The sequence below is a fragment of the Pseudothermotoga sp. genome, assembly GCF_031962025.1.
GTDB lineage: Bacteria > Thermotogota > Thermotogae > Thermotogales > DSM-5069 > Pseudothermotoga_B.
On the sequence record NZ_JAVRKW010000020.1, the window covers coordinates 1 to 18,995 of the forward strand.

Annotated in this window: 18 protein-coding genes; 5 read left to right on the plus strand and 13 right to left on the minus strand. The window is 42.0% G+C overall.

All coding sequences use genetic code 11. The features are described 5' to 3' along the window. Positions 1-496: 496 nt before the first annotated feature. From AC4E92_RS09530 to AC4E92_RS09550, 5 genes are all read left to right on the plus strand, one after another. A complete protein-coding gene (locus tag AC4E92_RS09530; protein WP_490240362.1) occupies positions 497-1,378 on the plus strand; it encodes a DMT family transporter in 882 nt (293 codons plus the stop codon). Continuing rightward, complete coding sequence (gene kal, locus AC4E92_RS09535) at positions 1,341-1,739, plus strand: 3-aminobutyryl-CoA ammonia lyase (RefSeq protein ID WP_490240363.1); 399 nt, start codon at positions 1,341-1,343, stop codon at positions 1,737-1,739. The genes AC4E92_RS09530 and kal overlap by 38 nt, the downstream gene beginning before the upstream one ends. After that, entirely contained in the window at positions 1,732-2,556 is an 825-nt protein-coding gene (gene kce / locus AC4E92_RS09540) for a 3-keto-5-aminohexanoate cleavage enzyme (RefSeq protein ID WP_490240364.1), read from the plus strand. The genes kal and kce overlap by 8 nt, the downstream gene beginning before the upstream one ends. Before the next feature lie 115 nt (positions 2,557-2,671). After that, positions 2,672-4,186 carry a glutamine-hydrolyzing GMP synthase gene (gene guaA, locus AC4E92_RS09545; RefSeq protein WP_490240377.1) on the plus strand — a complete coding sequence of 505 codons (1,515 nt, stop codon included), beginning with the start codon at positions 2,672-2,674 and terminating at the stop codon, positions 4,184-4,186. 34 nt (positions 4,187-4,220) lie between these two features. Further along, positions 4,221-5,330: an MFS transporter gene (locus AC4E92_RS09550; RefSeq protein WP_490240378.1), complete on the plus strand. Its 1,110-nt coding sequence runs from the start codon at positions 4,221-4,223 to the stop codon at positions 5,328-5,330. On the opposite strand, the gene AC4E92_RS09555 is transcribed toward AC4E92_RS09550, so the two are convergent. The 13 genes from AC4E92_RS09555 to ruvC form a co-directional block, all read right to left on the minus strand. Continuing rightward, positions 5,321-5,707, minus strand: a complete 387-nt coding sequence (locus AC4E92_RS09555; protein ID WP_490240365.1) for a hypothetical protein — start codon at positions 5,705-5,707, stop codon at positions 5,321-5,323. The genes AC4E92_RS09550 and AC4E92_RS09555 overlap by 10 nt on opposite strands. A 15-nt stretch (positions 5,708-5,722) precedes the next feature. Continuing rightward, on the minus strand, positions 5,723-6,397 hold the full coding sequence (locus tag AC4E92_RS09560) for a 16S rRNA (uracil(1498)-N(3))-methyltransferase (RefSeq protein WP_490240366.1): 675 nt from the start codon (positions 6,395-6,397) through the stop codon (positions 5,723-5,725). After that, positions 6,398-7,672 carry a serine--tRNA ligase gene (gene serS, locus AC4E92_RS09565; RefSeq protein WP_490240367.1) on the minus strand — a complete coding sequence of 425 codons (1,275 nt, stop codon included), beginning with the start codon at positions 7,670-7,672 and terminating at the stop codon, positions 6,398-6,400. Between the two features lie 4 nt (positions 7,673-7,676). Next, entirely contained in the window at positions 7,677-8,300 is a 624-nt protein-coding gene (lptC, locus tag AC4E92_RS09570; protein ID WP_490240368.1) for an LPS export ABC transporter periplasmic protein LptC, read from the minus strand. Positions 8,301-8,311: 11 nt separating this feature from the next. Beyond that, the gene (locus tag AC4E92_RS09575) at positions 8,312-9,466 is read right to left on the minus strand and encodes an S-layer homology domain-containing protein (RefSeq protein WP_490240369.1); all 1,155 of its coding nucleotides are present in this window, start codon (positions 9,464-9,466) and stop codon (positions 8,312-8,314) included. Positions 9,467-9,478: 12 nt separating this feature from the next. Continuing rightward, a complete protein-coding gene (locus AC4E92_RS09580) occupies positions 9,479-10,885 on the minus strand; it encodes a PEGA domain-containing protein (protein WP_490240370.1) in 1,407 nt (468 codons plus the stop codon). Then, positions 10,870-11,295: a MarR family winged helix-turn-helix transcriptional regulator gene (locus AC4E92_RS09585; RefSeq protein WP_490240371.1), complete on the minus strand. Its 426-nt coding sequence runs from the start codon at positions 11,293-11,295 to the stop codon at positions 10,870-10,872. Before AC4E92_RS09585 ends, AC4E92_RS09580 begins: the two co-directional genes overlap by 16 nt. Beyond that, positions 11,279-11,929 carry a 16S rRNA (cytidine(1402)-2'-O)-methyltransferase gene (rsmI, locus tag AC4E92_RS09590; protein WP_490240379.1) on the minus strand — a complete coding sequence of 217 codons (651 nt, stop codon included), beginning with the start codon at positions 11,927-11,929 and terminating at the stop codon, positions 11,279-11,281. Before rsmI ends, AC4E92_RS09585 begins: the two co-directional genes overlap by 17 nt. Before the next feature lie 26 nt (positions 11,930-11,955). Further along, positions 11,956-12,693, minus strand: a complete 738-nt coding sequence (locus AC4E92_RS09595) for a lipoate--protein ligase family protein (RefSeq protein WP_490240372.1) — start codon at positions 12,691-12,693, stop codon at positions 11,956-11,958. 9 nt (positions 12,694-12,702) lie between these two features. Beyond that, a complete protein-coding gene (gene rsmG / locus AC4E92_RS09600) occupies positions 12,703-13,371 on the minus strand; it encodes a 16S rRNA (guanine(527)-N(7))-methyltransferase RsmG (protein ID WP_490240373.1) in 669 nt (222 codons plus the stop codon). A gap of 105 nt (positions 13,372-13,476) precedes the next feature. Then, positions 13,477-14,235 carry a metallophosphoesterase family protein gene (locus AC4E92_RS09605; protein WP_490240374.1) on the minus strand — a complete coding sequence of 253 codons (759 nt, stop codon included), beginning with the start codon at positions 14,233-14,235 and terminating at the stop codon, positions 13,477-13,479. 41 nt (positions 14,236-14,276) lie between these two features. Further along, complete coding sequence (locus AC4E92_RS09610; protein WP_490240375.1) at positions 14,277-18,392, minus strand: PolC-type DNA polymerase III; 4,116 nt, start codon at positions 18,390-18,392, stop codon at positions 14,277-14,279. Next, positions 18,389-18,880, minus strand: coding sequence for a crossover junction endodeoxyribonuclease RuvC (gene ruvC, locus AC4E92_RS09615; protein WP_490240376.1), 492 nt, complete (start codon positions 18,878-18,880; stop codon positions 18,389-18,391). The genes AC4E92_RS09610 and ruvC overlap by 4 nt, the downstream gene beginning before the upstream one ends. Positions 18,881-18,995: the final 115 nt, after the last annotated feature.

Sequence of the window (18,995 nt, forward strand, 5' to 3'; positions counted from 1 at the left end):
GCCTAAAGTGTGGTTTATCAATCGACAGAGATTTAAACTCTGCGATTAATATGTTAAAAGCAGTAGGGCTGGACCGGTCCGAATTAAAGCCCGTGGAGTGGGAGACCACTGCCAAGATATTTAGGGACAATCCCTATATCCTGGTAAGTCACACCATGTTGAAGCGGGAAGCCTAGTCTCCTTAATGGGAATCCTATCCCATTTAGGGGATTGGGAGGAGGTCAATGGCAAAACCTATCCCCAGTTTTACATTTGAATGACAGATTTTTCTAACTCTGATCGTTGCCCGAAGCTTCAATTTGTCAGATCGAGCAGTGACTCTGAGTATATTCAATGCGTTGCGAATTTTTTGAAGCTGCTTTTCAAAAGTAGATTTGGCTGCTTGAATCTTCTCAAGAAGGCTTCTTAATGAATCTCTCTTTATCAATCCCCCTTTTATTTATTATATTGTAACTCGAACGAATTTATGTAAGAATTCTAAATAGGAGGGTATAAATTGTTGTACAAACTTTTGATCTGGTCAGTGGTGTTTTTCTGGGGAGTGTCTTTTGTCGCTACAAGGGTTGTGGTGCTTTGCATTCCACCAATCACGTCGGCATTCATCAGATTTCTGATCGCATCTGTTGCACTGATACTGTTCACGAGAAAAGTGCCAAAGCTTTTCAACTGGCACAGTTTCTTTGCCGGTTTTTGGGGTGTGACGATGTATTTCATCTTTGAAAACAGTGGACTTGTTTACACTTATCCTACAAATGCTTCTCTCATAGTATCTAGTGCGCCTATTTTGTACACGCTCTTTTCACATCTTATCCAGAAAAGGAAAACCACTCTTGTGGAATACTTTGCGTCAATGATTGCTTTTCTTGGTGTGGCGATTGTCATATTGAACGGTAGTTTTGTCCTGAAAGTCAACTTTAAAGGTGATTTGATGCTTCTTGGTGCTGCGTTTGCCTGGGTTTTTTACACATACCATGTAGAAAAGATGCCAGATCCAGACTCAGTCACAGGTGTTACGAGTATAACTTTGTGGGGTGTTATAACTCTTTTTCCGTTTTTGATCTTTGAGAAAAAGCCGCAGATCAGTTTTACTCTGCCGGTAATTGTGTCTTTGTTGTATCTTGGTATAGTTTGCTCTGGGATTGCATACGTGTTCTGGAACATCGGTATAAGGCGAGCGGGAGCTCGTTACACAACAAACACGATTTATTTTATACCGGTGATCACGAGTGTTGCCGAAGCAGTTTTGTTGAAAACCTTCCCGAATTTTTATACTGTTCTTGGAGGCGGATTGGTTATACTTGGATTGTGGCTTTTCAACAGGCAAGAAAGGAGGAAGAAGGGTGAAAGCCTTTCTGAGAGTGAGAATGAGTCAACATGATGCTCATTACGCCGGCGGACTTGTTGACGGTGCCAGGATACTTCAGTTGGTTGGCGATGTGGCGACAGAGCTTTTGATAAGACACGATGGTGATGAGGGATTGTTCAGGGCATACGATTCAATAGAATTTTTAAAACCAGTCTATGCAGGAGATTTTCTTGAAGTTCACGGTGAGATAGTTGAGGTTGGTAACACGTCAAGAAAGATGAAGTTCGAGGTATACAAGGTCATAACCAGTGCCGGTATACCAAATCAGGAATCTGCATGTGAGGTTCTCGATCCACCGGTTTTGGTATTGAGGGCGAGCGGAACATGTGTTGTTCCCAAAGAAAGGCAAAGGAGGTCAAAAAACAATGGATAAATTGATCATAACCGTTGCTGTTTGCGGTGCTGAAGTGACAAGGCAGGATACTCCATACATTCCGTTGACACCGGAGGAAATCGTTCAGCAAACCTATGAAGCATATCAGGCGGGCGCTTCAATAGTTCACCTGCACGTCAGAGATAATGAAGGTAAACCGACTCAGGATGCCCAGATTTTCAAAAAAGTTGTGAAGATGATCAGAGAAAGATGTCCGGACATGATCATCCAGGTATCCACAGGCGGCGCAGTCTGGATGAGTGCGCAGGAAAGGCTACAGTCCTTAGAGTCAGATCCGGATATGGCTACTTTAACAACGGGCACTGTGAACTTTGGAAATGATGTTTTTATGAACAGCATGCCGATGATCGAAGAATTCGCCATGAAAATGAGAGAAAAACAGATTATGCCGGAATTTGAATGTTTTGACATGGGACATATAAACAACGCCATGCAGCTTGTAAAAAAAGGTATTGTCCAGGGGCATCTGCATTTTGATTTTGTGATGGGTGTGCCGGGAGGTATAGCGGCAAATGCACGGAATCTGGTTGCCATGGTCGATAGCCTGCCAGATGGTGCTACCTGGTCCGTGGCTGGTATTGGTAGATATGAATTTCCCATGGCTGCTATGGCTATAGCGATGGGGGGAAATGTCAGAGTCGGTCTTGAAGATAACATATACATATCCAAAGGTGTTCTTGCAAAATCAAATGCGGAACTGGTTGAAAAAGTGGTCAGAATCGCAAAGGAACTGAACAGACCAATCGCTTCCTGTCAGGAGGCAAGGCAGATTCTGGGTCTGAAAAACAGGGCGTAAAAAAATCAGAATTTTTGAATAGACATGAGCCTGAAAAATGACTTGCACTGATAGTGCAAATTGGAAGGGAGGGTACAGCGCATTCCATCTTGAAGATGGCGTGCTCTGAATGTTGATGAAGGTAATAGTTGTAGATTATGGGTCTCAATACACACAGCTCATAGCAAGGGTTGTAAGAGAGCTTGGTTATTACAGCCAGGTTGTTCAATACGATGAAGATGTGGATGTCTCACAGATTGGTGCGGTTATACTCTCCGGTGGACCTGCAAGTGTTTACGAAAAAGATGCTCCAAAGTTGCCAAAGTGGTTTGATAAATACGATGGAAAGGTATTGGGAATATGTTATGGTATGCAACTGGTTTCACACGAGCTCGGTGGAGTTGTCGAACCGGGTAAGGTGGCTGAGTACGGCAGGACTCAGATCGATATAGTGAGCGAAGATTTGATTTTCTCGGGAATAGAAAATCAGCAGACGGTATGGATGAGTCATGGAGATCATGTGAGCAAACTTCCAAAAAATTTCAGGATCACGGCAAAATCGAAAGATGGCATCATAGCAGCGGCGACAGACGACAGAAGATTCTGGCTTTTACAATTTCATCCGGAAGTAAGACACACGGTTGGCGGCAGGGATATAATTGGCAATTTTCTTTCCAAAATCTGTGGACTTTCTCCAAACTGGAATCTGGAAGATTTCGTCAAACAAAAGATCGATGAACTCAAAAAAGAGTTATCCGGCAAAAAAGTCATCGCGGCTCTATCAGGAGGCGTGGATTCCTCGGTTGCCTGTGTGCTTGTTCACAGGGCAATTGGTGAAAATCTTCTGAACGTCTTTGTGGACCATGGATTGTTGAGAAAGAACGAAGAAAACGAGGTACCAAGGGTTTTCAAACAGATGCTTGGTTTAAACCTTGTCAAAATCGATGCAAGAGATCTTTTTCTTGAAAAGCTCAGGGGGGTTACCGATCCTGAGACGAAGCGAAAAATAATCGGAGAACAGTTCATACGTGTTTTTGAAAAACAAGCCAAGGATTACGGTGCCACACATCTGGTTCAGGGAACAATCTATTCGGATGTCATAGAAAGTGCACGCTCGGGGAAGAAAACTGCTGCTATAAAAAGTCATCACAACGTTGGCGGACTGCCACAGCAGATGAATCTTCAGATTGTTGAGCCACTCAGAAATCTCTTCAAAGATGAAGTGAGAATCGTCGGTGAAATTCTCGGCATACCCCGTTCTATTATTCAGCGTCAGCCTTTTCCGGGACCCGGGCTTGGTGTGAGAATCGTTGGTGAGATTACAGAGGAAAGGCTCAGGATCTTGAAAGAAGCCGATAGTGTTTTCATAGAGACTCTTAAGGAAACGGGATGGTATGAAAAAAGCTGGCAGGCATTTGCGGTGCTTTTGCCGGTTAGATCTGTCGGCGTTCGGGGTGATCAAAGATCGTACGATTACGTCCTGGCTCTGAGATCAGTTGACAGTGTTGAAGGAATGACGGCAGACTGGTCGAGACTTCCCCACGAGGTTCTCGATCTTGCTTCAAGAAGAATTCTGAACACCGTAAAAGGTATCGGGAGGGTGGTCTACGACATCAGTTCAAAACCCCCGGCAACGATCGAATGGGAATAATCTGAGTCTTGTTGCTGCCTCCTTTTTCAGAAACCTGACTGTGTTGAATTATGATATGCTGTTGCAGTTTAGAATGAGAGAACTGTCGTCTTCGCTTTTTTCAATAGGATTTCTTTCAACAATCACAAGCGCTGTCGGCAGCCTGTCTTCTCCGTTCTGGGGAGCAATGAGCGATGAATTGAAAAGCAGGAAAAAGGCGCTCCTGTTTCCCCTGATAATTTCTTTTTTGATTCTACCGTTTTATTCTCTGTCCACAAAGCCGTATCACTTTTTTCTGGTCGGTGCACTATTCACTTTTTTCTCCTCTGTTTTTGAACCTGTTTGCACTGCCATTTTGATCGAATCGTCCCAACGCAAGACGAACATAGTACTTTCCATGCTCAATGCCGCAAATTCCTTCGGCATGGGATTGGGCAGGATAGTCATTTCTCCGCTTTTGAATGTTATCAGTGTCGTTTGGACGATGAATATCATTTATCTTCTATTTCTACTTGTGGTTTTTTTCTCATTTTTTGCACCGGATGTTGAACACAAACGTTATGAGATCGTCAGGACAAACTTGCAAAGGATTTTCTCTGCGATAACCTCCAAAAGAATTCTCAAAAAGAACAACCTGTGGGCGATGTATCTGGGCTCTTTTCTCAGACAGTTGGGCATCGGTGGTACCTTTGCTCTGATAGGTGTGTACCTGACCGAAAAAATTGGTTTGAGTAAAGCACAGAGTGTTTTGCTTGCTTCAGTCAATCCATTTTTGCAGGTGCCATCACATATATTATTCGGCTGGATTATTGGAAAAGTTTCTTCTAAAAATATTGCCGCTTTTGGGATGTTTCTTTCAGGGCTTGGTGCTGTTCTGTTTGCGGTTGGTGGAAATTACAAGCTGGTTTTGCTAGCTTATGCGGTATCTGGAATGGGTTTTGGTGCTTTCATAAATGGAGCAACGAATTTTGTTTCTCAGAATGTTCCAGAAAACAGACGGGCGGAATTTCTCGGATTACTCACTTCCGCCCGTTCCTTTGGAAGCCTTTTTGGTCCTTTAATCGCTGGTTTGCTCTCTGAAATCTCTTTTGTTTTGATGTTTGCCGTCATGTCTGTGATAATGTTTTTTGGATCTTTGTTGACTGTGGTATACTGTCAGCGCTGATCGGGTTTTTCTTGCATTCGAAACATGTCGGTTCTTTCGTTATCTGCAATCAAAGTTTTTCTTCGATGTACGGCATTCAAAGCCATTCTTTTGAGTATAGCGGTTATATCACTCTTTTTCAGTACTTCCTCTCCTAAAATTTTCTCAAGGTTGGGAGACAAGCGATAACCATTTTCAGACTGTGGATCGAAATAAATTTGATCGATGTAATTTCGGTTGATCTGCGGGTTGATTTTGCTGAGCAACTCAACAGCGAATTCTAAGAAGACATCACCTGTTTCTTCGGGCCTTTTTGTGCTGGAAAGTCTTTCTCGATAAGCACTTTCAATCTCCTTTTCAAATTTCACAAAAGATGTGATTTTCTCACCCTTTTTCATTCAATAGGCCCCCTTTCATATCTTTTCATTCACAAAGCTTGCCATCCCAACTGCCAAAATCGCCGCAGTCTCAAACCTCAGTATCTTTTTTCCAAGACTCAAAAGCTCCCCCTTTTGCCTTAATAGATTGAGTTCTTCATCTTCGAAATCTCCTTCTGGTCCAACTACTATTCTGACATTTCCCATGAAATCTTCGATTGCTGCAGGTCTTCCAGATTGATGGAGCACAATCGTTCTGACCTGGTAGTTGAGAAAGTTGAGATCTTCATGAATCTCAAGATCTGGAAAAAGGCATCTGAAACATTGTTTTGCTGAGTCTCTTATAACCAATCTGATTTTCTCTTCTCTGTACAGGTAAGATTTGCTTCGACGAGATTTGTAGATCACTATACTGTCTGCGCCAAGTTCCACTGCTTTTTCAACCATAAGACGAAGTCTGTCCCAGTTTTGCGATGCAATACACACAGTTATGCAGGTATTTTTTTCTTCTACCCTTTTAGACTCCATTATCAGTGCTGTGGATCTATCTTTGCCAATTTGAACCAGCTCACATCTGTAAAGATTTCCAAGTCCATCTGTTATGAGCAGAGTTTGATTGATTTTTGACCTTACCACTTTCAGATGCTGTGTCTCGTGTTCGTCCAGTTCAATGAACTGTCCTGATGGTTTGCCGAAAAACAGATGTGGCAATTATCCAAGCACCTCACAACCAAGATACGGCTGGAGTACTTTGGGAACATCTATTTTCCCATCTGCTCTTTGATAGTTTTCTACAATTGCCACCAGCGTTCTACCTATTGCAACGCCAGAACCGTTGAGTGTGTGAACAAAGGAGAGTTTTCCATCTTTTCTTCTGTACCTTATATTTCCACGCCTTGCCTGAAAATCGGTATCGTTACTGCAGGACGATATCTCTTTGTAAGCGTTGTATGAGGGAAGCCACACTTCAAGATCGTAGGTTTTTGCTGCACCAAATCCCAGATCTCCCGTACACAGCTGAATCACTCTGTATGGTAATTCGAGTCTTTTGAGGACTTCTTCGGCATGCGAAACGAGCCGTTCGAGATCTTCAAAGGAGCGCTCCGGAGTGGTTATCCAGACTAATTCGACCTTATCAAACTGGTGCTGTCTGATCATTCCGCGGACATCTTTACCATAGCTTCCAGCTTCTCTTCTGTAACACGGTGTATAGGCGGTATACAGCAATGGCAACTGGTTTTCTTCCAGAATTTCTTCAGATCTCAATGCAACGAGCGGTACCTCGGCAGTCGGTATCAAGAAAAGGTCATCTGCTTCTATTCTGTAAGCTTCTTCCTCGAATTTTGGAAGCTGCCCGGTGGTTGTCATTGTGCTTCTTTTAACAAGGTGCGGCACCCAGACCTCTGTATAACCATGTTCTTTGGTGTGTAGATCGAGCATGAAATTGATCAATGCCCTCTCGAGTCTTGCAAAGGCACCGTACATCACCGTGAACCTTGAACCACTCAATTTGGCTGCCCGATCAAAGTCCATGAGCCCCAGAGCCGGTCCAAGATCCCAGTGAGCCTGGGCTGGAAAATCGAATTTCCTTGGCTCTCCCCATGTGCGTATCTGCTGGTTAAAAGTCTCGTCTTTCCCGATCGGAACAGACTGATCAGGTATGTTTGGGATGAAAAGAACCAGTTTGCCGATTTGCTCTTCAATCTCTTTGAGTTCAGCTTCTATGGAGCTTATTTTTTCACCGATTTTTTTGCCTTCATTTACCAGAGCTTCTATTTCCTGCACATCAGCCGATGCCTTTTTCTGCGCCACCTGTTTTGAAATCGCATTTCTCTGTGAGCGCAATTGATTGACCTGATTTGTCAAGTTGCGGAACTTTGCGTCCAGCATGAGTATCTCATCGATGATCTTGGTGTCGTAATTTCTGTTCAAAAGTGCCTGCTTAACGAAATCTGGTTTTTCACGGATCAACTTGATGTCAATCACCGTATCACTCCTCCACTATCAACTCAACCCTTGCATTTGTTGCAACCATTTTATCATCAACCGTCGTGATTTGTACACGATCAGCCCATATCTTTATGTTCTTATCGTGATCCAGCAAAATAACATCACCCTCGAGTTCTATCTTTCCGTTTTTTCTATCGTAGAAAAATTTCTTCGCAGTTGCTTCGATCTTTCCTTTGAATATTTTCACAGCCTCCTGTGCACTGCCGCTGAAGATGTCTTTATCGAGATCTATATCCATGCTGTCACAACTTATCAATATCGTGTCGGTGCTTTCCTTGTCAGTGACTTCGGCTTTCACTTTATCGGTCATTGTACCGGTTTTGAGCTTTATATCGTATTTCAAAACAGTTGCTGTGGCAACACCGTCCTCAAAAATCACCTGTGGTTTTTGGGCTTCGACCAATCTCCATTCACCCTGATATTTAGATACCTTCATAGATTGGCACTGAACCTTTATATTGTCCTCTTCGATTTCGACTTTCACATTTCCATCGTAAAAAGCCTGATCTTTTTCAGGTTTTACGTAATCAGCGGCTATGTGAACAGTTTTGGCAAAATAGAATATCGCAAGAAAACAAAACAGAAAGGTGATGATTTTTTTCACGCTATCTCACCTCAAAACTGTCCCATGGCGAAGATGATGGCAAGTACACCGACGACAACACCAGCTCCACCTATGAGATAGGCTGTTAGAAGATTACTTTCCAGATACTTTTGTTTTGCTTCAAGTTCGGCTATTCTTTTTTGGAGCGTATCGGTCTGCATATCTTCGACCTTTTTTTCCAGTTTTCCAAGAGTTATTTCATTACTCTCAACCCTCTGTGAAAGAGCTGAGACTGTGTTTTGCATAGTAACTAATTGATCTTTGCTTGCAAGTGTTTCGAGAATCTTCATATTTTGCTGAAGTTCTTCAACCTGACTTTTGACGTTCATTAGATTCTGCTCGTAATCTGACAGCATCTTTTTTTGTATTGACAGATCATTTTGAAGGCTCTTGGTCAGAACATCCAATCTGCTGGACAGATCAAGCAATTTTTGGTCAAGAAGCTTTCCCTGTGCATAGAACTGGGTGTTCATATCATCTTTGAGTTTTTGGATCGCCTGTGCGTTTTCAGCAGTTTTTGCAGAAACTGCATCCAGACTGTTTTTCAAAGAAGACAGGTCTTTGGAGATATTCGACTGATTGGTTTCCATCGTAGAGATTTTGCTGCTGAGTAGTTCCATACTCTTATCCGAGCTGATAAGGTGATTTTGAATAGATGAAGATAGCTGTTCAAGCGCATCAACTCTTGAGAAAAGTAGTTCATATCTTGAGAGCTGTGACTGCTGCTCTTTCAAAGCTTCGTCCAGTTCTTTGCGCAGTTGAGCATAGATCTGTTGAGATAGCTTATCAGACTGACTCTGAACCTGCGCCAAGGCATTCTCGAAATCTTTCATTCTCTGTTCGTACGTCTTATAAGCAGCCTCGATTCCTAAAATCTTGGTTGACAATTCCTGTCGGTTCTTTTCAAGACTGTTCAGTCTTTCTGGAATATCTTGAAGCTGAAAGTTTTTGAAGATATTGTACAGATACTGAGCTATATCAAATCTTGTGGTTAATAGTCCCCCTCTGAAATTGCCGTTTTCATCCAGTTCCATGATCTTGTTCTGGATCATAAAAGAAACCGGTTCATAGATATCAAGGATTGGTGAAACATCTTTTATTTTCACTTCAGCACAGAATGACAGAACCGCAAAACTCAGAAAAATGTAAAAAATAGTTTTTCTCACTCTCATCACCTCCTAATAGACGTACACGATCTGTCCAGGATCAACCTGTACCTGAAATTTTCTCCCTCCAGCCTGTACAGAATAAATGCCGGGTTTCACTGAATAGAATAACACAGGAGTCAATCCGACAAACTCTCCATTTATGTAGCACCTTGTTACCGCATCGCTGAAAACACACAAATAACCAAGTTGTTCATCGGGTTTAATCAGATTCAATGAGCCGGCTTTGAATTCAAGGGTTCTTTTGATTGTGGTTTTTGATTCTATTTGTATCGTGTGAAAGCCGGCAGGTAGATAAGTTATCGCAGGCGGATAAAAGGTTACACCTTCCACCACGTACCTTGTGTCTTTGAATTTTGGCATTATCACAGTGACATAATCGAAATTGATTTTCAAAGAATCTGTCTGTGAAAGATCCATTAATCCAGCCCAAGATCTTTCACCGAGCTTTGCCTCAACCAGGTGAAGATCTCCAGAAACCTTTATTTTAACAGACCCCCTTGAGACAGCTTTGCCGTCCACGTAGACCATGGCTTGGTCGGCAGTTTCGATATTCAAAACTTTGATATCTGGTTCAAGATAAACTCTCACTTCGTTCATGCCTTGCTTTGGAGTGATAGTAATTTGCTTTGTTTCGTAACCCTGTGCGCTTACTTTCAACACGGTTTCTTTCAAAGGAATTTGGGAAAATACAGCCGGTTGAAGTTTTTTCTGGTCTTGAAATTCCACAACGGCGTGATCTGGTATTACGTGAACTTTTATGGTGGCACAGGGAATGAGCGAAAAATCAAAGACCTGACTTTGAAGATTGCTCACCAAAATCTGCTCGTTCAAATTGAAAAAATCATCTGCCTTAAGGGTCAATGAATAATTTCCAGCCGGAAGTTTAACCTGTACGGGGGTCTTGCCAATTTCTTTTTCGTTGATCCAGACAGTTGAAACTGGTTTGGAGTTTATCAAAACTGTTGGAGTTGTGGCAAGTTGGTAGTTTATCTGTTTTTTCTCAAATGGCATGATGTTTACACTGTCTTTTATCTCACAATATCCATCTTTTCGGATCAAAAGATTGTGTTCGCCGGGTGGCAGTACCACTTCAAGTGGGGTTTTTCCACACAGTTTGTTGTTTATGAAAACTTCGGCATCCTCTGGTTCTGAATGGATTTTCAGGCTCGACTCGGGCGTGAGATTCACATGGTAAGTGATGGATGCATCGTTTATAAAAACCTCTTTTGGCAGATAGCCCGGTTTTGAAAATATCACTGTGGCTGGTAATGTGATGTCAAAAGAAGCAAAACCAGACCTGTCACTTATCGCAAGAACCGTTTGCTGATAGCGTATCTCCACATTTGCCGGAACTGTGATCACATTGACCGCAAAACAGGTCGATGCGAGAAAGAGAAACACTATGAATTTCTGCACTTTTCGATCTCCTCTTTGAATTTTTGCAGGATTTTGAGAAGCTCTTTTGAGCTTTCTTCTCCCATCGCATCGATAACCTTTCCTACGAATTCTACCCTTTTTTCTATGACGCTTCTCACAACAGTCTTACCCACCTCTGTAACTGAAACCATGAAAACTCGTTTGTCTTTACCGCGAATTCTTGACACATAACCTATGTTTTCAAGCCTTTGAACGATCCCGCTCAGGGTACTCTTGGCTATACCGAGTGCTGTGCTGAGCTCTGTCATCTTCATCGGACCTTTGAAATAAAGCCTTTGCAATAGGTCAAACTGAGCACTTGTGATTGGATAATTTTTAAGGACAAGCCTTCCCTCGACCTTGATTATGAAGCAGATATCTCTGAGTATCTTTTCAAGTTCCTTTTTCAACTTTCCTTCCCCCTTTGATATATATTGCCACTGTCAGTTCACCTTTCGCCTGTTTGAAAATTTCTACAGCCTCACTGATCTTTCCTCTGTAAAGTTGTTGAAAAAACTTGGTCAATTCCCTTGCAATAAAGATATCACAGTCTCCAAAAATTTCCAGTGCATCTTTCAGCGTGCTGTTAATCCTCAAAGCAGATTCAAAAAATACAAAAAGTAATTTTTGATTTTCTATTTCTCTGAACAGCTTTCTTCTTTTCTTATCACGCGGTAAAAATCCAACGAACAATACCTTTGAAGCATCAAAACCGCATAAAGCGATCGCGCTTGTCAATGCACTCGGTCCTGGCATGATATCGATTTGTATGCCTTCTTTCCAGCACGCATCAACCAGTAGCCCGCCGGGATCAGCTACTGCCGGTGTACCAGAATCGGTGACAAGGCAGAGTTTCTTATCCTGTTTTAGAAGATTCAGGATAGCTGGTATGCTCTTAACCTGATTGTGCACGCCATAAGAAACAAGAGGCTTTCCCTCTATGTGAAAATACTTGAGAAGTTTCATCGTTCTTCTTGTATCTTCTGCAACGATCACATCTGCTTCTCTGAGTGCACGAAGTGCTCTGATTGTTATGTCCATCATATTCCCAATAGGGGTTGATACAATGATCAGTTTCCCAGCCAAGCGAATTCTTCCTTCCTGCTCATGGCAAGCTCCAATATTGCCCGGTTTGGTGTAAATGTCTCGATCTTTCCAAAGACGGTTTCAAATTCTTTTTGCAAATTGTCAGCGAGTTCTTCTACTGTGATTTGTTGATATTCTAAAAGTCCGGTGAGCTTACCCTCAAGATCATTTTGATCTATCTTCAAACACTTTGCGTATTCTTCTGTGTGCTGTCTGAAAACTATTGAACCATGCTGGAGAATACTTTTTTCATTCCTCATCTGTGCACTGCCGACAACTTTTTTTCCTTCTATCGTTATCTCATACGAAGAAGCTGTGTCGAAACACGCCGCACTATTTGTTTTCAGTTTTCTAACAGGTTCTATCTGTGCTCTGAAACCAAGTGAACGCAAAGACCTTGCAATACACCCACTTATCAAAAGATAACTTTCAAGGACACTGCTTTTTGCCTGTGGATGATCCACTGGGAGAATCAAAGAGTAAGTCAGTTCATCCCAGTGCAGAACAGCCCTGCCTCCTGTGGGACGGACTACGCACTCTATGCCTTTTTGTTTCATGAACTCTGTGTCAAGATCGATTCTTTTTTGATGTTTTCCGAGCGATAGAGTCGGTCTTGCCCATGTGTAAAATCTAAGAACGGGCTCTTTACACTGTTCTGCTAAAACCACATCAAGAGCCATATTCAGCTTGCCTGAAAAGTTCCAGGTTTTTATGACTTTCACCGAACCACCTCATAGTGGTTTTTTCATTATTGTGGATATCTTTCTTGGATAAATTTCACTGGTTTCTTTGATTTTGCGAAATTTCAGTAAAACCCTTTTTTCGCCTGTTTTGAGTGTGTATTCAACCACTTTTTCTATTTCAATACCAAGCGTCCTGATTGCGTTTTTTGCGTCATTGTATTCATCATTCCATCTTGGACCTTTGTAAAACAGAAGCTCTCCTTTGACCTTGCAGAACGGGACACAGAGTTCAGTAAGAATTCTGAGTTCAGCCACAGCCCTTGCCGCTACCACATCGAATTTTTCTCTCATTTCACTGCCAAGCTCCTCTACTCTTGAGCAGATAACCTGTGCATTGCAAAGCCCAAGTTCAGCTATTGTTTGCTCTAACCAGATAGCCTTTTTCCTGATCGATTCGACCATGGTAACTCTTGTTCCAAAAACTATCGCGTAGATGATGCCAGGTATACCCCCTCCGCTACCAACATCGAGAACATCGCCTTTGATAGAGTCCACAGGTAAAAGCACATCGGCGATGTGTTTGTGAATTACTTGTTGATAGTCTCTGATGGATGTCAGATTCAGTGGTGCTTTTGTCAAAAGATTTATGTACTTTGACAGCAGTTCTATTTTTTCATCTTCTATGTTCAATCCGTATTCTTTGAGAATCTGATTCATCATTTTTCAGCGCGAAACTTTAATGGAAAAATGCGCTGCACACTCCTTTCTAAAGTTTTGCGTTTTGAAAAACATAAGCTTGAACTTTTACTGGCAGTGGTCAGTTCACACAAAGAAACTTTCTGTCGCCGTGCTTTTGCCCATGTCATAACCTGAGCCTAGAGCTAAGACGACTGCAAGTTCGGCAGGTAATCGCATTTGTGCTATTTTCTCACAGGTTTTTTTCACATCATAAGCAACTCTTATGAATTCGTACCAGATGACACCTTTTGTGACTTCAACCAGAAGGTAGCACGATCTTGGATCGTTGTCTTTTGGTCTTCCCACACTTCCTGCGTTCATTATCAACTTTCCATTGATCGATTTGACCATCGGCAGATGTGTGTGCCCGTTGATTATTACATCTGCTCTGGTACTCTCGACGATTTTTCGAAGCCTTTCCTGATCTGTTTTTGGAGTGACATATTCGAGTAACTCATTCAGCGGACTTCCATGCACCAAGAGAAAGTTCACACCCTCAACTTCAAATTCCATTCTGTGCTTGAGCGTGCGAAGATGGGATTTTACTTCCTCTGAAGTATTTTGAATAGTCCATTTCAGTGAGATGTCACCGACTTCTGTTTCTCTTGTTGAGCCATACTGACATCCACAACTGGTTTTTTTATAACCAACACCATCGTCGTAATTTCCGGCAACGGTCGGGATATTGATCAATTTTCTGACAACCAACTCAGGATCCGGTCCATAACCAACAAGATCTCCAAGGCAGTAGACTCTGTCAACTTTTCGTTTTTCAATGTCGTTCATCACGGCTTCGAGTGCCTCGAGGTTTGCATGAATATCAGAAATAAAAGCCAGGATCATGACTGAACCTCCTGGCTATATTGTACACTATGAAATCAGCACTAAAACAGGCTGATCTGTTCTTTCTCAGGCAAGCCTTCCAGTTCGACCATCCTTTTGAAGGTTTCAAGGTGGGATTTGTTCACCTTGGTTCGTTTTACCATATCTTCCAGTGAGCTGAACGGTTTTTCCTTTCTGGCTTTGATGATTGATTCTGCCACGTTATCGCCAAGGTTTGGCAGTTTATTGAGTGGGATTCTCAGTTTTCCATTCTCTATGGTGAAGAGTTTGGCATCTGATTTGTTTATATTCACAGGCAGGAAAGAATAGCCTCTACAGAACATTTCGAGCATCAATTCAAGTGTCGTCTCCTTGGCTTTTTCTCTGACGTCTTTGTCAACTATTGTCGATAGTTCCATCAGCCTTTTTTTCACGATCTGTGGACCACCGAGTGCCGCTTCAACATCGAATTCATCGCCTTTGAGTGTGAAGTAAACCGCATAGAATGCCAATGGGTAATGCACTTTGAAATACGCTATTCTAAACGCCATGCTCACATAAGCTGTTGCATGTGCCTTTGGAAAGAGATATTTTATCTTTTTGCACGATTCGATATACCACTCGGGTACGCCTATGTCCCTGAGATCCTTTTCGTTTTCCTCAGAGATTCCCTTACCTTTTCTGACATTTTCCATGATTTTAAAAGCTTTGGAAGCGTTCATACCTTTTTTTATCAAGTAATTCATGATATCATCGCGACAGGCTATGACATCTGACAAAGTGGCTTTTTTCTGTCTTATCCACTCCTGTGCATTGTTCAACCACACATCAGTTCCGTGTGAAAGTCCAGAGATTCTAACGAGTTCTGCAAAGCTCTTTGGTCGTGTTTCCGATAGCATTCCACGAACAAACTGGGTGCCGAACTCAGGTATTCCAAGTGTACCAACATCCGTGCCTATATCGGTAGCTTTGACACCAAGTGGTTCTACACTCGAGAAAATTTTCATTGTTTCTTCATCATCCATTGGTATCTGCATTGGATCGACACCGGTTATATCTTTTAAGAGCTTCACAAAAGTTGGATCATCGTGACCGAGTGCATCTATTTTCACAAGATCGTCGTGAATTGATTCGTAGTCAAAATGCGTTGTTAGCACCATTGCCTCTTTTGTATTGGCTGGATACTGTATGGGTGTGAAATCGTAAACCTCGTATTGTTTTGGAATGATCATCAGTCCGCCGGGGTGTTGTCCTGTTGTTCTTTTCACACCGGTTACAGCACTGGCAAGTCTTTCACTTTCCGCTTTTCTGACTTTCCTTGAGATTTTTTCCTCATAGGCTTTGACAAAACCATAGGCAGTTCTTGAGGCTATTGTGTTTATCGTTCCCGCGCGGTATACGTGTTCCTTTCCAAACAATTTTTCTATGAATCTATGGGCTTCGTCCTGATAATCTCCGGAGAAATTCAGATCTATATCTGGTACCTTATCACCCTCAAAGCCCATGAAGGTTTCAAACGGTATGTCCTGACCATTTCTGCTGAGCTGGTTACCGCATTTTGGACAGGTCTTTGAAGGTAAATCGTACCCCGAACCATAGCCGTTGTTCTGAATGAATTCTATGTAATGGCATTTTCCACAGAAATAGTGAGGAGGAAGTGGATTGACTTCAGTTATACCCATCAGAAAAGCCACAAAAGAAGAGCCAACCGAACCACGTGAACCGACGACATAACCGTCTTCTAATGACTTATCTACCATTTTCTTGGCTATCAAGTAAAGAACGGCATATCCATGGTTGATAATCGCATCCAGTTCTTTTTTCAGTCTTTTTTCGACCAGCTCCGGTAGTGGATCGCCGTACAACTGTACAGCTCTTTGCATCGCGATGGTTTTTACTTGCTCTTCAGCACCTTCAATCTTTGGTGTGTGGAGTTTTTTCTCAAGAGGTACGATTTCCTCGATATTTGAAGCCACTTGATTTGGATATTCCACGACTACTTTCAACGCTTTTTGTTCATCCTGCAAAATCTCCTGTGCTGCCTCGAGCATCTCCTGCGTTGTTCTCAGATAAGCTGCAGGTTGTTCAGAAATATTGTCCTGTTGCGGCGCTTGTAAAACCGACCTGATCTTCTCGTCTTCTGGATCAAGAAAATGTACATCACCGGTCATTAAAACTGGTATACCCATTTTTTCGCAGATCTGGTAAAGTTTCATGTAAATTTCACTGAGCCTTTCGCGCGTCAAACCAAGATCGTTGTTGACTGGAAGAAGATCCAAAGGCATTATTTCGACAAAATCATAAAACGCCAGAGTTTCTTCTATCTCGCTGTCATTTGCACCGGCAAGCATTTCCTGAATCAATTCACCGCTGACACAGCCACTACCCACCAGCAGTCCACTGCGCAGTGATTGAAGCTCACTCTTTGGAATTCTTGGCACGCTGTGGAAGTACTTCACGTGTGCATTGGAAACCAGTTTATATAGATTTTTCAGACCTTCTTTGTTTTGAACCAGTATTGTCGCGTGAAACGGTTTTGATTGCTTTATTATCGATTCTTTATGCAATTCCTCTATTTGCTTGAAGGTTTCGATATTCCTTTCTCTGGCAATTTTCAACAACTCCATGAATATCTGTGCTGTTACTCTTGCATCTTCAAGGGCTCTGTGATGAGAGAACGCACCAACTTTAAAATAATTAGCGAGTTTTTCCAGATTATAACTCGACAGTTTCACAAGCCTTTTTGCGAGTGCCAGTGTATCTATGACAGGTACTTTCCAGTTCACTTTCATGACTTTTTCAATCCAGTACCTCAGAAATCTATAGTCGAAATTGGCGTTGTGAGCAACTACTATGCTATTTTTACAGAATTCAAAGAACTTGGGAAGGACTTCTTCAATGAATGGCTGATCATCGAGCATCTGATCTGTTATTTTTGTGAACTGGATTGTAAAACTGTTGAGTTTTTCTTTTGGTTTCACCAGAGTGTGAAAATTTTCAGCTATCTGTCCATCTTCGACTGCAACTGCTCCTATTTCGATGATCTCTGAAAACATGGGATGAAGCCCTGTCGTTTCGATGTCTAAAACCACAAATCTTTTACTGTTTATATTTACATCTTCATCGGTGCCAATTATCACGGGATCCGAGTCGTTGACCAGATATGCTTCAACTCCAAATATCGGCTTTATTCCATTCTTTTTACACGCTTCGTAAAAGTAGGGTATTCCTTGAACCACACCATGGTCTGTCAATGCGATCGCTTTCCAGCCCCATAGTGCTGCTCTTTCAACGTACTCGTTTATATCTAAGACGCTGTCAAGGTCGCTCAATTTGCTGTGAGCGTGCAGTTCGACTCGCTTTTGCGGTGCATTGTCCATGCGAATCATGGGTTCTATTTTCTCAAAATTCTTAACGTGCAGGACAGGTTCACCGGATTCATCATATCTGAGTGTTCCGCCAAGAACAACCCAGTCTTTTTCTTTGAGCTCGTTGATGATCTGATCCACAAGGCTGTTGAAAACAAGGCATGTCATCGAGTCTCTTTTATCGGTGAGATAAATGGTGACAAATCTCTTTTTGCCTTCTCTCAATTCCATTTTGAATATCTGTCCAGCGATTTTCACATTTTCAGTGTCTGCAGGCAGATTAGAAGGAGTACTGTAGTGGTCTGATTTTCTCACCCTTTTTTTCTCTTCGGGTTTTTTCACGATTATCTTTGGTTCTTCAAATGATATTTTTGGTTCTTCAACCTCGATTTGTATATCTAAATCTTTACCGACCAGTTTACTGACAACCTCTTTCACCTGAACCATTTTGCTTTTGATCCTATCTTTGCCAAACTCCCCCGATACTTTGAGTATGACCTTTTGTTGTTCAACAACGGCAGACTGTACATAAGGAAAATTCCCGTTGAGTTCCTTTCTGAGTACGTCCAGGTCTATATAATCTTTTGAAATTTCTGATTGGAAAACAACTGTGGTTTCAAAGTACTCTTGTAGAAATTTGTGTAGCTCTTGAGTTAATTGCACAGGTCTGTCTGTTTTTATGATTAATGTATTAGTCTGGCAGTCATAATCAACAGATCGAACCATACAGTCACATGAAGATTGAAATCCTATTTTGCTTGTAAATTCGCCAAGAGTCATCTGGGGATCTTCAACAACGATTCTTCTCATACCGTGAACCTCCGAGTGAAATTCTTAACAACGCCGTGACAGTAGGCAATGGCAAGTGCATCAGCCGCATCATCTGGCTTTGGTATTTCAGCCAGATTTAGCAAGATTTTTATCCATTCCTGAACTTTCCTTTTTGTGGCTCTACCATTACCAGCCACTGCTTTCTTCACCTCGTGCGGTGTGTATTCGTAAACTTCTATCTTTTTTTGAGCAGCTAACAGCAACACAATTCCCCTTGCTTCACCTACAGATATTGCAGTTGTGACATTCCGAGAGAAAAACAACTTCTCCATTGCGATTTCATCCGGTTTTATTTCGTCGATTAAATTGCAGAGATTTTCATACAAGAATTTCAAACGTAATGATATGTTTTGTTCCTTTTCTGTCTGTATTGTTCCGTGGTTTACATGCTCAAAAAAGTTGCCACTGACTCGCAGAACACCGTATCCCAAAATACCGAATCCAGGGTCGATACCAAGAATTGTCAAAGTACACACCTCGATTTTTGGTAGGCAAATCACATTATAGACCCTTTACCTTTGTCAAGTTATTACCCGTCTTTTAAAATTTCTGTGAAGATTCCAAATCTATGGAAAAAGCAAA

Excerpts from the sequence above, each read along its gene's own strand:
- rsmG (WP_490240373.1), bottom strand. The coding sequence starts at position 13,371 with ATGAATCAGATTCTCAAAGAATACGGATTGAACATAGAAGATGAAAAA.
- AC4E92_RS09605 (WP_490240374.1), bottom strand. The coding sequence starts at position 14,235 with ATGATCCTGGCTTTTATTTCTGATATTCATGCAAACCTCGAGGCACTC.
- AC4E92_RS09555 (WP_490240365.1), bottom strand. The coding sequence starts at position 5,707 with ATGAAAAAGGGTGAGAAAATCACATCTTTTGTGAAATTTGAAAAGGAG.
- kce (WP_490240364.1), top strand. The coding sequence starts at position 1,732 with ATGGATAAATTGATCATAACCGTTGCTGTTTGCGGTGCTGAAGTGACA.
- guaA (WP_490240377.1), top strand. The coding sequence starts at position 2,672 with ATGAAGGTAATAGTTGTAGATTATGGGTCTCAATACACACAGCTCATA.
- rsmI (WP_490240379.1), bottom strand. The coding sequence starts at position 11,929 with ATGATGGACATAACAATCAGAGCACTTCGTGCACTCAGAGAAGCAGAT.
- AC4E92_RS09610 (WP_490240375.1), bottom strand. The coding sequence starts at position 18,392 with ATGAGAAGAATCGTTGTTGAAGATCCCCAGATGACTCTTGGCGAATTT.